Source organism: Kordia sp. (genome assembly GCF_045105435.1).
In the GTDB taxonomy this organism is placed as follows: Bacteria; Bacteroidota; Bacteroidia; order Flavobacteriales; family Flavobacteriaceae; genus Kordia.
Genome location: NZ_JBGCDL010000318.1, coordinates 15,889 through 31,043 on the forward strand (window position 1 = coordinate 15,889; position 15,155 = coordinate 31,043).

The 15,155-nt window shown below is 33.4% G+C and carries 13 protein-coding genes; 5 read left to right on the forward strand and 8 right to left on the reverse strand.

Annotated features, from left to right (window positions below):
- The first annotated feature begins 21 nt into the window (after positions 1-21).
- The 3 genes from AB8B65_RS16255 to AB8B65_RS16265 all read left to right on the forward strand — a co-directional run bounded on the left by AB8B65_RS16255 (position 22) and on the right by AB8B65_RS16265 (position 2,810).
- Positions 22-822 carry a hypothetical protein gene (locus AB8B65_RS16255; protein ID WP_405302325.1) on the forward strand — a complete coding sequence of 267 codons (801 nt, stop codon included), beginning with the start codon at positions 22-24 and terminating at the stop codon, positions 820-822.
- Between the two features lie 162 nt (positions 823-984).
- On the forward strand, positions 985-2,304 hold the full coding sequence (locus AB8B65_RS16260; RefSeq protein WP_405302326.1) for a paraquat-inducible protein A: 1,320 nt from the start codon (positions 985-987) through the stop codon (positions 2,302-2,304).
- Positions 2,301-2,810 carry a hypothetical protein gene (locus tag AB8B65_RS16265; RefSeq protein WP_405302327.1) on the forward strand — a complete coding sequence of 170 codons (510 nt, stop codon included), beginning with the start codon at positions 2,301-2,303 and terminating at the stop codon, positions 2,808-2,810. The genes AB8B65_RS16260 and AB8B65_RS16265 overlap by 4 nt, the downstream gene beginning before the upstream one ends.
- 27 nt (positions 2,811-2,837) lie before the next feature.
- Here the strand turns inward: AB8B65_RS16265 and AB8B65_RS16270 are convergent, their stop codons facing one another.
- Genes AB8B65_RS16270 through AB8B65_RS16285 form a run of 4 tightly spaced genes read right to left on the reverse strand, consistent with a single transcriptional unit; the run spans position 2,838 to position 5,669 of the window.
- Positions 2,838-3,509 (reverse strand): response regulator, encoded by a 672-nt coding sequence (locus tag AB8B65_RS16270; RefSeq protein WP_405302328.1) that lies wholly within the window; start codon positions 3,507-3,509, stop codon positions 2,838-2,840.
- A complete protein-coding gene (locus tag AB8B65_RS16275; RefSeq protein WP_405302329.1) occupies positions 3,502-4,293 on the reverse strand; it encodes a sensor histidine kinase in 792 nt (263 codons plus the stop codon). Before AB8B65_RS16275 ends, AB8B65_RS16270 begins: the two co-directional genes overlap by 8 nt.
- A complete protein-coding gene (locus tag AB8B65_RS16280) occupies positions 4,269-4,919 on the reverse strand; it encodes a hypothetical protein (RefSeq protein ID WP_405302330.1) in 651 nt (216 codons plus the stop codon). The genes AB8B65_RS16275 and AB8B65_RS16280 overlap by 25 nt, the downstream gene beginning before the upstream one ends.
- A gap of 9 nt (positions 4,920-4,928) precedes the next feature.
- Positions 4,929-5,669 carry a hypothetical protein gene (locus AB8B65_RS16285; protein WP_405302331.1) on the reverse strand — a complete coding sequence of 247 codons (741 nt, stop codon included), beginning with the start codon at positions 5,667-5,669 and terminating at the stop codon, positions 4,929-4,931.
- Between the two features lie 279 nt (positions 5,670-5,948).
- On the opposite strand from AB8B65_RS16285, the gene AB8B65_RS16290 reads away from it, so the two are divergent.
- Complete coding sequence (locus tag AB8B65_RS16290) at positions 5,949-7,403, forward strand: hypothetical protein (protein WP_405302332.1); 1,455 nt, start codon at positions 5,949-5,951, stop codon at positions 7,401-7,403.
- A 498-nt stretch (positions 7,404-7,901) separates the two neighbouring features.
- Here the strand turns inward: AB8B65_RS16290 and AB8B65_RS16295 are convergent, their stop codons facing one another.
- The 4 genes from AB8B65_RS16295 to AB8B65_RS16310 form a co-directional block, all read right to left on the reverse strand.
- Entirely contained in the window at positions 7,902-10,616 is a 2,715-nt protein-coding gene (locus AB8B65_RS16295; RefSeq protein WP_405302333.1) for a carboxypeptidase regulatory-like domain-containing protein, read from the reverse strand.
- 40 nt (positions 10,617-10,656) lie between these two features.
- Positions 10,657-11,550 carry a GLPGLI family protein gene (locus AB8B65_RS16300; protein ID WP_405302335.1) on the reverse strand — a complete coding sequence of 298 codons (894 nt, stop codon included), beginning with the start codon at positions 11,548-11,550 and terminating at the stop codon, positions 10,657-10,659.
- A 149-nt stretch (positions 11,551-11,699) separates the two neighbouring features.
- On the reverse strand, positions 11,700-12,881 hold the full coding sequence (locus AB8B65_RS16305; protein WP_405302336.1) for an aspartyl protease family protein: 1,182 nt from the start codon (positions 12,879-12,881) through the stop codon (positions 11,700-11,702).
- Between the two features lie 6 nt (positions 12,882-12,887).
- Positions 12,888-13,742, reverse strand: a complete 855-nt coding sequence (locus tag AB8B65_RS16310; protein ID WP_405302337.1) for a GLPGLI family protein — start codon at positions 13,740-13,742, stop codon at positions 12,888-12,890.
- 143 nt (positions 13,743-13,885) lie between these two features.
- Between AB8B65_RS16310 and AB8B65_RS16315 the strand changes: the two genes are divergently transcribed.
- On the forward strand, positions 13,886-15,155 hold a 1,270-nt coding region (locus tag AB8B65_RS16315; RefSeq protein WP_405302338.1), incomplete at its 3' end, for a sensor histidine kinase.

Consider the following 15,155-nt stretch of genomic DNA (forward strand, 5'->3'; position numbering starts at 1 on the left):
ATACATACATCGCAGAAAAAAATGTTTATTGAAATTTTAAAGTACGGGTTTTTAGTTATTTTCTTTTCCACTGCCATTATCGGAATTGCAAGTATTCCTGGCTGGATAAAAATTCCGGAATGGTACCGAAAACGTATATTTATTGTATTGGTATTGGAAGTTATAGGCGTCATCATTATTTATTCACAACAAGAATTTAATACAAGTGATTCTACAGGAGTTCCAGAAATTAGTATCGAAAACAACAATTGGATTGCCATTGATAACAACGGGAAAATAGTGAAACCAGAAATAATAATTAAAACAAAAGACACTACTATTCGTAAAGTATTGGGTGAACAATCTGATGTGAATTTAGGAAATTTACGATCGAAAATTGTGGAAGATGGATTGAGCATTATAAATCCTGACAGTATTAGTCTTGGCTATATTAAAGCTTTGGATTTGCAACGAAACGGACTTTTTAATTCGTTAAATAATGGTAAAACGGAAGTAGCTGGCTCTGATAATTATGCCCTTGTGAAATGGAGAAAACTACCTGGCGAGAATTGGACTAAGAAAGGAAAATTGATTCCACCACTACAATTGACCGTAAAAGATGGAAATTCGGGAACGTATTACGAAATAAAAAACAAACGTGACAAAGTCCTTTTTGATAGCAGAAATGATGGAAGAGATTTATTTAATTCAAATATTAGAATCCTTCACTTTTTTCAAGAAGAAGGCGCTTTTTATATTTTAAGAATTTCGCATGCAGATTTAACATCAGAGAGTAAACATGTAGAAATTATTAATGCAAAAATGGAGCCTACCTTTAATTAATTTTTCTTCTATATTGCACTTTTTGAAGCAATTTCGAAATTCAAAACGAAGTACTCTAAATTTCCTCAAAATTATTTTGAAACAAATTTGATAGTTATTCGTCTTATTTTTGTAAAACGATAAAGTTTAGCCAATAATAGAAACAAAATACTCAAAAAAAGCGTGCGTAAAAACCTCATCATACATAGCATTTTATTTGTATTGCTTTGCGCAATAAGTATTGCGGCGTTTTCAACCTATACTTTAGAAACTCAAAAACGCGTCCTCAAAACAGATGCCATTGAGCTTTCGGATATTAAATACGGAATGTTCAATGTTGATGCTTGGGAAAAACAGTTTGCAACTATCATTACTAAGAAATTAAAAGACCTTAAAATTTCAGGCGGACAACGCGGAGAAGCCAAAATAAAGATTGAAAAGTTTTTAAATGAATCTATTGATAAGTTTGAACGCACCTACAAAGCCAATAACGAAAAAAATGCTGATTTTTTAGGAATTTCACTCCGAAATATCGGTGCTGATTATTTTGAAATTTTTGGTGAATTAAAAAATCAAGTACCAACAATTACGGACGATATTCTCAACTTTTTAGAAAGTGAACAAAACAGAGATAGTATCAGAGATTATATTTTAGCACAGATTAATTCATATACAGAAGGTACTTTTCAAAAAATAGATTATACCAGTTACAACAACATTCTTACCAAATACAAAACAGATACTGGAGAAGCTTGTATTGCAAATATTTCGAGTACATTAGAACGTATTGGCAGCAAACAAAATGTTTCAAATAGTGTATTATTAGGTGCTTTTATAATCCTAATTTTGTTACTCTTCATCATAAAAGAAGCAACCAATTTAAGCATTACTTTGTTTATTTTAGCGGCAGTTCACTTACTAGCTTTGGGCGTTTTTCTCCCCATGATTGATATTGATGCGCGTATTGCTTCTATGGAATTACAATTAATGGGCGAAACAATTTCGTTTAAAGATCAAGTATTGTATTATAAGAGTAAAAGTATTATGGAAGTGTCAAGTGTGATGCTTTCTCAAGGGAAAACCAAAGTGATGTTAGTCGGTATTTTAGTCTTACTTTTTAGTGTAATTTTCCCAATATCAAAACTAATTTCGAGTTTATCATTAGTCTATAAACGTTCGCTCAAGCGCAATAAAATAATTCGTTTTTTAGTATTTAAAAGCGGAAAATGGTCGATGGCAGATGTTATGGTAGTTGCCATTTTTATGTCATATATTGGTTTTACAGGAATTATTTCGAGTCAATTAAGTCAACTTGAAAATAATATTAAAAGCTTTGAAGTTTTATCTACGAATAAATCGGAATTGCAATACGGTTTTTTCTTTTTTATGGGATTTGTAATTATGAGTATCTTTATCTCACAGCGAATTCAAAAAATGATTGACGCACCAACGATAAAAGGACTTGAAGCTGAAAATCAACTCGTAACACAAACAGAAAAATGAAAAACACAATGCTAGTTATTGTATTTATTTTACTAACCAAACTGTGTGTTGCACAAGCTGTAGATTTTGATTTACTAAGCTATAACGGTCTACATTTTTATGCCACAAAATCTAAGATTCTTAAAAAACTAGGAAAGCCGCAAAAAGTATATGATCCTAATTATGATTGTGGATTTTTGGTCACAGATGATTCACAAAGTATTGTGTATACAACGCTTGATTATGACACAATTAAATTTACTGGAAATAAAAAAGAAAAATATCTCTTAGAATATGTGAATTTTAAAAAAGACCATACCATTATTGTAAAATATGGCGACCGAAACTTATCTCACAAAACCAATTTTTCAGAACTCGTTGGCATGTTTGGTGATCAAATTAAAGAAGGTTTTGGAAAAAAATTAGACGGCGTATTCATCGTTTTTAGCGAAGGTTATGAAGACGGATTGCGAATTTATATCGCAAACGGAAAATTGACTCGCCTCGAATATTGGTCGCCTTGTTAAAATTATTATCTAATTTTTTCGTCGTATTTACTTTATATTATCAATTGAAATCAAGCCTTTTTTAAGCGCTTTTATGAGCAATGCAGCTGAGTTTCGCACACCTAATTTAGAAATTAAGTTCTTTCGGTGTCCTTCAGTAGTACGCGGACTTATAAATAATTTTTCGCTTATTTCTGAGGTTGTTAATCCTTCTGCAATTAATAATAACACTTTCATTTCGCGACTTGTTAAATCATAATTATCGCCTATTTTCGGAGGTTTTTTTGTTTTGTTTTTCAATCCTGTTAACATGGCGTGCGAAACTGCTTCATTGAAATAAAATCCTTTTTCGTATACTACTCTAATGGCTTCTTCAAATTCTTGCGGGGCAGCATCTTTTAGTATATATCCGTTTGCTCCAATTTCCATTAAATACGTAATCATACGTTCTTCTTTGTGCATACTTAGAATCAAAATTTTTATTCCCGGATATTCTTCACGAATTTTTTTAGTCGCTTCTATTCCGTCCATAACAGGCATTTCTAAATCTAACAGCATCACATCTGGAACTGCATTTTTTAACTGTGTAAGCAATTCGTGTCCGTTTTCTGCTTCCAGAATGACTTCAACTCCTTCAAAAGTATTCGCAATAAGCTTTACGCCTTCGCGAAACAACTCATGATCGTCTGTAATGCCAACTTTTATAGTATGATTATTCATGATTGATAGGTATTTTAATGGTTAATTCTATGCCTTTTTGTTGGTCTGAAAACTTGAAAGTTCCTGAGAGTACAGACAGCCTACTTTCAATGTTTTTTAGTCCAATTCCCTTTTTTTGTTGTAATTTATCTTGCTGAATGCCAATTCCGTTGTCTTTATATACAATCACTAAATCTGTACTTTCATTCTTAAAAAGAATAGAAACTTCCGTAGCATTTGCATGTTTTAGCGTATTATTCAGTAATTCTTGAATGATTCTATATACATTCAATTCGTGTGCTTTTGCGACTATATTTTGGGTAGTATCAATACAAGTTACGTGAACAACATTCAAATCATTGATTGTAGTAACCAAACTTTTTACCGCTTCCATTAGTCCTAATTTCTCTAAAATAACTGGACGCAAATCTTGTGAAATATTCCGTACACCTTGAATCATTGTATCAAACAAAGAATACATTTTAGCAACAGTTGTGGTGAGTTTTTCGGGAGCAACTTCAGGAGAAATTTGACTCAAATATAATTTTGTAGCGGTTAGTAAAGCGCCAACATCATCGTGCAATTCTCTTCCAATTCGGGCACGTTCTCTTTCTTCACTCTGAATAGCAATACGCAGCAATTCTCTTTGGTAATCGGCTTCAATTTTTTGATGTTTTTGTTGCTGTGCAAATAAGCGTTTTTGATAGATAATAAAGAACATAATAACAGCCAATGCCAGCACAAAAAGCACCACCATTCCTATTATGATGATTTGTAATGTTAATTTTGATTCGGATTCACCCATACTGCAATTGTAAAGAAAATAATTAAAATAATATTGACAATAGCGTGCAATCCCCAGACTAAATGACTCATTTCGTCTGCTTCTGTAAACATGCTATTATTGATGAAAAACAGCAATAAGTTACTCGAAAAATAAATTAAAAATCCTGCGTTGATCCAAAATAGTGGTTTCCGCTCTAGCGGACTATACGTTTCTTGTTTTAAAAGTGCATAAAAATAACTCAGCGATAAAAAGATGACTAAAAATCCTAACAGCGTTGTTACATTGGAATTGAAAGTAGTTAAGCTTTGAAAGAAACTCATATTTACAATGGCAAATACCGCAAATACAATCCATAAAACAATAAAGAAACGTGCTGAAAATAATCGTTTCAAAGCATCTTTGTATAAATAAAGAATCAGTCCAAACTCAATAATACTGTAAAAATGATAGACAGGATGATTGTTTTCTTTTTGAAGCCACAAAATATTTGCAACGGCTTCTACCACAAAAATAGTAACGAGTAAATACAGTAATTTCTGTTGCACAGGTTGCAAACGACGATACTTCCAAAGTGCTATACACAAAGGAAGTATCACCGCAATTGATGAAATAAGACTGAGATTTCCGAAGAATTCTTTACTCATTTGTTTGTATTAGCAAGTTGGCGGACATGGTCTTGAATATTGTACAAAAATTTCCCGTGTCTTTAATTCATTATTTCGTTTTGAAAAATTTAGTGCATCCAAAAAAGAAAATGTATCGTTAGCAACAGCATCTTTAAATACAAATCCAAAAATAGGCGTAAATGAGGTTAGATTTGTTTTGTTGAATTTGTTCATATCCAATCCTAAATAAACATGTACAGCTACCAAGTCTTCACCATTCATAGAATTCAATTGTTTAACAAGATCTTCGGTTAAACTATAGCTTCTAACTCGTACAGGACTATTTTTAGATTGCACCACAAACAAATCGTCAATTAAATGAAAATCAACTGTATTCCAATTTTCTGTCACCATATACACATACGATTCTGGCACAATATCAGGTTTTAAGCCATTCACAGTACGTGTATTACTTTTGGGAATTTCATTCGTAATTTCCATATCAAAAAAAGCTTCTTCGCCTTGCGCATTTATAGTTTTAAAAAGTGGTATAAAAGTGATGGCATTTTTTTCTGTTTCTACTTCATTCAAACCCAAATGAATTTCTATTTGAGTTGTCGTTTTCCAATTATCCGCAACTATTTTTAAAGCTTCAATTCCTAAACTAAATTTTTGCGCACGCAAATGCTGCCCTGATATTTCATTAAATTCATGAAAATGATCTGCCAAACGTAAAATATGTTCACGTTGCCATCGTAATAGCTTTTCTTCTTGTGGAATGCTCTTCATGTTTTTTTAAGTTTTAGTGTACATTGTACTATATTAAAGTCGTTTTGCTTATCGATAATGCTTCCATAAAACTACGTAAAAAAATACCGCACCTTACTATTTTCATCTGTAAACACGTAAAAACTACAGAAAAACACGTATTTATACTATGTAGATTTTTCAGTACTATCAGTCTTTTTATTCTTACATAAAAGTGTGAATTTTGAAATATGAATTACAAAAAGGAGAACGCTGAAAACCTTCAATAGAGTAAGCATTATAACTATAACATATCATACAATGGAAAAAAAAGTTAGACACTACAAAAAATCAAATCAACTAATTTCAAGAATAGAAAAGGATATTCATATCGAAATCGGTGAAGAATCCAAGCATGTTGTTCCCCAAACATCAAAAGGCTTGATCGATAAAAGTAATAGACAACCTTTAAATTTTACCAACTTTTCAGCAAACAAAGCTGCACCACAAAAAGAAACCTTAACAAGCATCCTAAATTTTAAACATACCGCGCCACAAAACCCATCAATTGTAAGTACTGCGAATGGAAAAATTGAAAAAATATTTTTTACCATTCCAAGTTATGCCATTCCCATAAATGAAAGGGAAAAAAATGTATATTGGGACGCGTATACAGATCTCTTTTTAAACCTACCAGAACACACGTATTTTTTAGTACTAATTCATGAATCTAGCAAAAGTTTTTTTGAAAGATGGATTTCAAATGCACGAATTAATCCCAGCAGACTTGAAGTTGGAACTATAGAAGATCACCTTCATTTTTCCGTGTGGGCAGAAGATGGATATGCCATTACAAAAGATCAAAATGGGCAAACATGGTTTACAGAACCTATCAAATTTCCGCGATATGCAGATGGACAAATGGCGGCAAGAGCTGCTAATATTTCTTCTCTAAAAAGCTATAAAACGCCACTATATTACCAAGGAGGAAATATTTTAATTGGTGATAATTTCTTTTTTATCGGAGCCGATTATCCTAGAAATTCCCTGCAAAACATAGGAAACGCCATTTCGCAACCTATGGACGAAACGCCAAACGACTTCATAAAAAGTTTGTATAAAGAATACTTAGATCATAAAAAAGAATTATTTTATGTAGGAACTGCATTGCCTGTGCCAGAACAAACGGCAACAGAGTTTGAATTGAATGGCGAAATTTGGACGAATGTGCTAAATAGAGGGAACAAAGAAGGAACTACGCAACCCTTATTTCATATTGATATGTTTATTTCCTTGGCAGGAAGAAATAGTGAAGGGAAATATCAAATTCTTGTTGGAAGTCCAAAATTAGCAGAAGAAATTGTTGGTTCTCTAAAAGCGCATAAAAGATATGCCATGCAAGAGATTTATGATGATATTGCGGAAAACTTAGCTGCCAATCCTGAATTTGACGTCATCCGAAATCCGCTTCCTTTGGTATATGTTGATGATGAAGTTCGCAAAGAGCGACTGTGGTATTTTGCAACTGCCAATAATTGTTTGGTAGAAAACGATGGAACTCAAAAAACGGTTTGGCTTCCTACTTACGGACACGGAAGTTGGGCAGAATTAAAAGCTACTGATACAGCCAATCGTAGAATTTGGGAAAATCTAGGCTATAAAGTCAACATGCTTGTAGATTTTCATCCTTTTGCTTCAAACTTAGGTGCTGTGCATTGTATTTCTAAGTATTTAGAACGCAGTACAACCAACAATGAAAATGATGTCATTTCTTAAATAATCATCGCTGCTAAATGAAAAATCTGTGATTAAGATAACCTCTTCTTCCTTTTTTCAAAAATAAATTTAAAAAAACAGTGCGTGAAAAAATAGTTGCATTTTTACGTACTGTTTTTTTGATTTACAATAAGTTACAAACACAAAACATCTTAAAATCACAATCAAAAAAATATTTTCTACAAAGTAAAACGCATTTTTTTTCACATACGGACGCAACCTTTTGGAAGTTTTGCTATCTAGTATATAAACCGACCCATTATGAAAAATGTCAACTTAACAATTTATATTCTCGTGAAAGAAACCTAGAAGCATTTCCACGCTTCACACCCACAATACAATTACTTTATAAAGCATAAAAGTGTCGCTTAACTGACCAAATGGTATGTTTTGCGACCTTACACAATATTGCTATTTTTTTAATTATTTTCTTTTAAAAAAAAAGCCTTTCTATACCAGATTATAGGAAGGCTTTTGGTTATTTTATGTTGTTTTTATTTATAGATTATATTTCACACTCAAAATCACATAACGCGGCTGAATAAAATATTCGCTCGTACTTGTTAAGAAAGAATTTGAATTGTCTTGATTCAATGATTTTGTGTTTAATAAGTTCGTTCCGCTTACCGTATATTCCCATTGACTGTCTTTCTTTTGGTACGATAGTTCCGCTTTTAAGAAGTTGTAACTATTGATTGTACGTTCTTCATTGCTGTAATTAAAATACGAATAATCGGCAGTAAAGATGAAACTCTTCAAGAAATATGCATCTACGTTTACAAACGGACTGTTGGTAATAAAACGGTTTGAATTGTTTCCTTGATCGTAATTATTGATGGTTAAATTGTAACCAACTTCAATGTTTGGAGCGTTTCTAAAGTTTGTGCTCACGCGCGTTCTGTATGCTTGCGTAAACGATTCGTTGACATTCCGAATTCCGTTAATTTCTTGATTAAATTTTGAAAGCGATAAGGTTCCGCCAACAGATGCTTTTATTTTTCCAAATGTACGCTCAAAACGTCCGTTTGCCGTAAATGTTTCATCTGCAAAGTTTGAGTTAAATGGTGTAGAAACACTGTTTGTACTTAACACATCAGGATCAGTTCCACTTCCAGGAATGGTTAAGAATTGTGAACGATTTCGGATTGGATCTACACGTTTGTTGTAATTTAAAAAGGCAAAAATATTTGTGTAATTGAACAGATTGAAACTAAAGTAACTCAAGTTCAAATTGTGTGACAACGCATTTTCAAGCGTTCTGTTTCCTCTAAAAATGGAATTGTAATTGTTAAAGACTAAACCTTCTGCCAAATTATTTACGTCTGTAAAATCGGTTTGCATTTGGTAGGCAAAATTCAAATTCTCAGAATCTTTAAACTGCACACGAATGTTTGCATCTGGCAGAAAACGCGTGAATGTATCTTTAAATTCCGAATCGAATTGCGTATTTTTTATGCTGTACGCATGCGCGGTAAGTCCTGGCGTAAAGGTGAACTTTCCAGATTTTATCTTATAGTGCATTCCCACGTATGTGTCCGAAAAATTATAATTCACATCATTTTCTAACGCTTGTTGCGCGCTAAATAATGACAGTTTGCTTCCGCTGTCTAATAATTGGAAAATTTCCGAATCAAATTGCTGTGAACTCAACGTAGTTCCTGCCGTAATGTTTATGTTACTCTTTTGATTTAACACGTACCAATAATCCAATCGTGCATCAAATTTGTTCGTTTTTACGCGTTTGTCTTGTGCAATATCTAAAAACGTTTGCGACGTATTTAAACCTAGTACATCTGTAAAACGGAATTGTTCACTTTGCGCGAGTCGTGCATTGTAAAACGGATCTTCGTCTTGTAATAAATGCTGCGCTTCCAATGCAAAAATATGGTTTTCGCTTAACGTATAATAGTAGTTAAAATTTTGATTGAAACTATACGGATTCTGCGCTTGGCGCTCATCAATATTTCCTAGTAGCGATGAAAAGAAATCTTGCGTTTCCGTTTGTTGCGACACTTTTGCAAAAATATCATAATCCATCTGATTGTTGCTATTTGGCTTGTATGTTGAGCTAAGTTTAAACAATCCTAAATCACTTTTTTGGCGCGTTGTTGTCGTCGTAATTTCGTCGGGAGTTGTTTCGTCAATATAATTATTAACACTGTTTTCTTGTAATTCAGTTCGTGAACCAGAATAGATTGCAAAGCCAGTAATGTCCCACGTTTTCTTTGGCGAATAACTAAAGTTGGCTGCTCCAAATTTTGAGTCGATCGCTTTCGCGCGATTGTTTCTCAGCGTTAAAAAACCAATATCGCTTGAAGCTACATTAAAGTTCGTACCTGTATTTCTGGCTGCATTTCTAAATCCGCCTGAAAAATTAAAATAATCACGTGTTGTAAACGGAATGGAACCAATATTATTAAAATCTGTAATGAAATTAACACTGTATTTTGGACTGTAATAAAACAAGCGTGGATTGGCAATATAGCGTTCTTCGGGACCAATTCCTCCCGTAATTTCACCAAACCAAAAGTTTTTCTTTCCTTCTTTCAGTTTGATATTGATCATGACATTATCTTGATCATTTCCAAGACCTCTTAGCTGTGAAACCTCGTTGCTATTTTTTAGCACTTCTACTTTGTCAACCGCATCCGCAGGAATGTTTTTTGTAGCTAATTTGCTATCGCCATCAAAAAACTCCTTTCCTTCTACCATGACTTTCGTTACCGCTTTTCCTTCTACTTCTATTTCACCATCATCTGTAACCTCAATGCCGGGCAGTTTTTTTAGGACATCGCCTAGTTTTTTTTCCGAGCCGTTTTTAAAAGAATCCGCATTGTATATAATCGTATCGCCTTTGATGGTTACGGGCATTTCATAAGTAAGTTCGACGGCGTCTAAGCTTTTATCGGCTTTCATTACAAAGTCTTTTGTAATATCTACTTCCTTTGTAGTTAACGAATCATTTACAGTTGCCAAACCTATAAAACTTACTTTTATAGCATAGTTTGTATTCTTCTTTAATGCGAGTCTAAAGCGACCTTCATTATTGGTAATCCCGTACGATTCTAAGGTATTTGTTGCTTTGTTAAGCGCTATCACGTTTGCCAATTCTAAAGGTTTGCCAACACTGTCTTTTACGACACCTTCAAATTTAATTTGGGCAATAGTAGTCTGTGCCGTGAAACACAGCAGTAGCAGTAATATATTTTTCATTGGTATTTTTTCTTCTGGTTAGTTGTTGGCTAGACAGATTTTATTCTCCGCCACGACCTCTTCCTCCGCGACCGCGGTACATGTCGCGCATTTCTTGCATTTTGGTTTTTACAGTTTCGTTGTATTCTTTACGTGTCACCTCTTTACCTTTAGTTGGCGCTTCAATGACTTCTTTTTCACCTGGATTCATGACAATTTTAGAACATAAAATAGTAGTCTTGTATGCATTTACTTCTAAAATTAATCCTGGCAATCCCCAATATTCTCCTGGACCTTGGTTGATAGGAATGTCAAGCGTGTACCAAGCGGTTACTAAGATTTCTTTTGGAATGTCTACTTGACTAAACGGATCTTTTGCCGCTTTTATAGAGTCTTGCTTTTTTTCTTCAGCTGTTTTGTCTTCATCCTTTTTTCGGTTTCTTGGACGCATTGCGCTAAAATCAAGTTCGTCAACTTTCTTTAATGCAGTTGCTTTGAAACAAAGGTATTTTCCAATTTGTTTGGTTTCACCTTCCATTTGCCATTCTAACTTTTGCAAACTGTCTTTGATCAAGAATTTTTTACCGAAAAACTCTTTCGACTCTAACAATACTTGGTTTCTTACGTCTTTGTATTGTGGTCCTGGCGAAAAACTTCCCATCATCATACGACCAAAACCGCCTCTTCCACCTTGTCCTGGCGCTTCAATTTTTTCTTCTTCTTTATAGGTTGAAGCTGTTTGAGAAAAATTTAAAACGTATACTTTTTCTAAATAGCTTTTCATCATATTTTGAACACGTTTTTTTTGCTCAGCTGACATTTGTCTGCCACCTCTGCCGCCCCAACTATCCATATCCACAGTTGTTTTGGATTGATAGTAAGCTTTTCCTTGAAAATTTTGAGCAAATACGCCTGTTGTGCATAAAACTAAGCTCCAAAGTAATAGTCGTTTCATCTGTTAGATATTTATGTTTTTTAGTGTTTTTTCAGTATTCCTGCTATGTTAGTACATATTAGGGTAAAAAGTTACACTTTTAACTTCATTAGGACTATTATTTTTTGACTGGGTTTAATGTTCTTTTGTTAAAATTTTCTTAAAAAAGCCTATATCAGGCGTTTCAACAGAATCGTGATTGTTTTTATAGTTCCTTTTTCTGTTTTTAATTTCAGCTTTACTTTTTCGTTTTTTTGCTTTAAAATTTCTCTACACTTGCGCACATCTTTTGCGGTAATATCATTTATTTCAAGCAATTGATCGCCTTCACGAATTCCTTTTTTATACGCTTCAGCAGCTGTAATTACGTTTGAAATTTTAATGATGTCCGTTTCTTGTGTTAGGGAAATTCCGCTACGTGGAAATTCAAAAGCTTTTTGATACGTTTTGTTTGGTTTTAGATAGATTTTTTTATGCTTATAATCGAGAATACTATTGAATTTATTGATGATTTTAATTCCTAAGATTCCTGTATATGCTTCGGAAGCCATTACGCCTGCTTTGCTATTTGATAAATCGATTGGCATTTCTCCAAAAGTAAAATCGTCCCATTGCAAACTCACTATTTTCCCAATTTTAAAGTTGGAAGAAGTGGTAAGTCCTTCCGCTTTGTTTTCAATCGTTTTTCCAAGTAAGTTTTCTATGTTTTTGGCTTTTACAAAAGGTGTATTGAGTAAGAATGTCAAATTCGCGCCAGAATCAAACAGAAAATTCCCTTTAAATTTTTGATTGTTTTCTAGTGTAAATTCGAGATTGACTTGCGGAATTTGACTGTAATCAAAAGATGCTTCAACCGTTTTGTATTGCTCTTTTTCTTGAATATCTTTTATGCTTTTATACAATTTTATTACATTCTCGTCGTAATCAATCTGCGTTACATATTCCTTCATAATGTTGTAACCGATAATTCCATCTACTTGCTGATTTCCACGTTTGGATAAACGTTCTAAATCGACCAAAACCGTATGTGCATCTTCCAGAATTACATTTCCTATTTGAAATTTTTGCGACAATGCAATGTTGTACATTTCTGATCCGGCAGCACCTTGCGTAGGTTGTTGATAGTCTGCTTTTACACCAATTTTCTCAGCTACTTTTTCATCTAAAACAACTGTAGAAGCACCCGTATCAAACACAAAATTTAATGGTGCTGTATGCTCGTTTACTTTGACTTTGATGTACATTAATTCATCATTCTCAAAAGGAATTGTGGCAACTTGAGCTTGTGTTACTGATATGAAAACGATCAGACAAAACAGCAGTAAATAGTTATTTTGAAATTGATTTTTCATCTTTTGTTATCCTCCTATTTCTATTCTGATTTCATTTCCGTCTCCGCGTCCGTTTCCATTATAGCGTTCCATCATTTCTTTTGATTTCTTTTCCATGATTTCTTCAAATTTTGCAGAATTGACTTCTTTTCCTTTCGTTGGCTCCTTGATTTTTACCTTGTTTTTAGGGTTTAAAACAATTTTACTACAAACCATTGTGCGCGTTCCATCGTTTACTTCTAAGATTAACCCTGGCAAACCCCAATACATATCTGGACCTGCATTTACAGGAACTTCTGGCGTATACCAAGCGGTTACAGTCACTTTTTCTTTAGTTACTTCGGGTTCTTTGGTTTCATCAGAATTGAAAGACATAGACGACATTTTCTCAATTTCAATGATACGCGTTGCTTTGTAACATGTGTATTGACCAATGAATTTTGTTTCGCTTTCTAGTTTCCACTCTTTGTTTTCTAATTCATCTTTCACCAAAAACTTTTTACCCATAATTTCTTGTTCATGCGCATAGCGTTTTTCTCTGGAATTCTTGTACAGTGTTGTAGATTGACTATTGCCCATAACCATAATATTTATTCCGCTACTTTGTGGTGATGGCGCGGCTAATTTTTCTTCTTCTTTATAGAGCGATTCATACGGTGTAAATGTAAGTGTGTATTCTTTTTGAAACTGTTTTTGCAGCATTGCATTTAGTTTTTCTTGCATGTCTTTGTCAATTCCTTGACTTTGTCCTACACTGTCCATTTTGAAATCCATTTTCATGCTGGTTTTGTAGGTTGCGACTCCTTGAAAGTCTTGTGCGTACAACATGGCATTGAGCAACATAAAGACAAATGCGATGATTGATTTTGTATACATTTTCATAATTCGTTTGTGTTTTTTAGTTTTTTGATGGTACAAATATGAACTTCTTTCTAATCGATTTTGGTTAATGAACGTTAACGAGTGTTAACCGATGCTGTATTATGACAAATAACGCCTTACTTTTGAATTGTTAAGATATTAAAATGAAACAACAACGTGCCACTTCTTGGATTTTATACAGCATTATTGCAACTATTGCAATCACAATTGCTGTACAGGTGTATTGGAATTACAAGAGTTATCAAACCAATAAACAACAATTTATCAATCAGGTGCAGATAAGTTTGGATAATGCTGTAGAAGCGTATTATGCAGCTATTGCTAAAAAAGATAGAGTGATGTTTGTGTCTATGGATGCTTCCGACCTTGGCGATTTGCCTACATTTGAAAAGCTTAAAAATGTAAAAACAGATTCTATTTTACGTGTGTTTGGCCATGATAATTTTCACAAAGCTGATACTATTATTATTGATACACGAGTAGAAGGTGATGTAGAATATCCTAAAGAAATAATTGATTCTTTATTAAACTCTGCCGAATCAAGTATAAGAGCGAAATTGGCAAAGTTTGGTGATGGCGTTCAACAGTATAAAGATAGTATTCGCCTGTTTAATGAAGTTTCATCTTTATATATTTCTATTTCAGAAGATTCGCTGAATTTTAAAAAACTGCAATCGTTTTTAGACATTGAGTTTGATCGCAAGCAAATTGCACTTCCGTATCGTTTTAAAAAGTATCATAAAAATGAATTGATTGATGAATTGAATGTGAATTCACTTCCGAAGAAATTCTTAAAAACCAATGCAAAATCTGCGTATTTAAAACCTAATGAAAAAGTAGAGTTACAATATGCCAATATTACAACAGCCGTTTTACAAAAAAGCATGTTTGGTATTCTGCTTTCCACATTACTTTCGTTGGCAATTATTAGTTCGTTGTTGTATTTGTTGCGTGTGATTCGTAAACAGAAAGAATTGGCAGCGATTAAAAACGACTTGATTAGCAATATTACACACGAATTTAAAACTCCGATTACAACAGTTTCAACCGCTTTGGAAGCGATTCAGCATTTTGGTGCGATGAATGATCCTGAGAAGACACAAAAATATTTGTCAATTTCAGAAAAGCAATTGAAAAAGTTACATTTGATGGTGGAGAAATTGCTAGAAACTGCCACACTCGACAGTGAGAAATTGTTGTTGAAAAAAGAATCGGTAAATATTGTTGATTTCGTTTCAAAAACAACTGACAAGCAACGTACATTTTCAGCCAAAAAAACACTTTCTTTCCGAAGCAATATTGAAGATTTACCTATGGAAGTTGATCCTTTTCATTTTGAAAATGCAATTACAAATTTGATTGATAACGCGCTAAAATATGGCGGAAATACTATTGAAGTGAATGTTGCCAAAG

Coding starts and splice junctions, on each gene's coding strand:
- AB8B65_RS16255 (WP_405302325.1), top strand. CDS start 22: ATGTTTATTGAAATTTTAAAGTACGGGTTTTTAGTTATTTTCTTTTCC.
- AB8B65_RS16265 (WP_405302327.1), top strand. CDS start 2,301: ATGAAAAACACAATGCTAGTTATTGTATTTATTTTACTAACCAAACTG.
- AB8B65_RS16270 (WP_405302328.1), bottom strand. CDS start 3,509: ATGAATAATCATACTATAAAAGTTGGCATTACAGACGATCATGAGTTG.
- AB8B65_RS16275 (WP_405302329.1), bottom strand. CDS start 4,293: ATGGGTGAATCCGAATCAAAATTAACATTACAAATCATCATAATAGGA.
- AB8B65_RS16280 (WP_405302330.1), bottom strand. CDS start 4,919: ATGAGTAAAGAATTCTTCGGAAATCTCAGTCTTATTTCATCAATTGCG.
- AB8B65_RS16285 (WP_405302331.1), bottom strand. CDS start 5,669: ATGAAGAGCATTCCACAAGAAGAAAAGCTATTACGATGGCAACGTGAA.
- AB8B65_RS16290 (WP_405302332.1), top strand. CDS start 5,949: ATGGAAAAAAAAGTTAGACACTACAAAAAATCAAATCAACTAATTTCA.
- AB8B65_RS16295 (WP_405302333.1), bottom strand. CDS start 10,616: ATGAAAAATATATTACTGCTACTGCTGTGTTTCACGGCACAGACTACT.
- AB8B65_RS16300 (WP_405302335.1), bottom strand. CDS start 11,550: ATGAAACGACTATTACTTTGGAGCTTAGTTTTATGCACAACAGGCGTA.
- AB8B65_RS16305 (WP_405302336.1), bottom strand. CDS start 12,881: ATGAAAAATCAATTTCAAAATAACTATTTACTGCTGTTTTGTCTGATC.
- AB8B65_RS16310 (WP_405302337.1), bottom strand. CDS start 13,742: ATGAAAATGTATACAAAATCAATCATCGCATTTGTCTTTATGTTGCTC.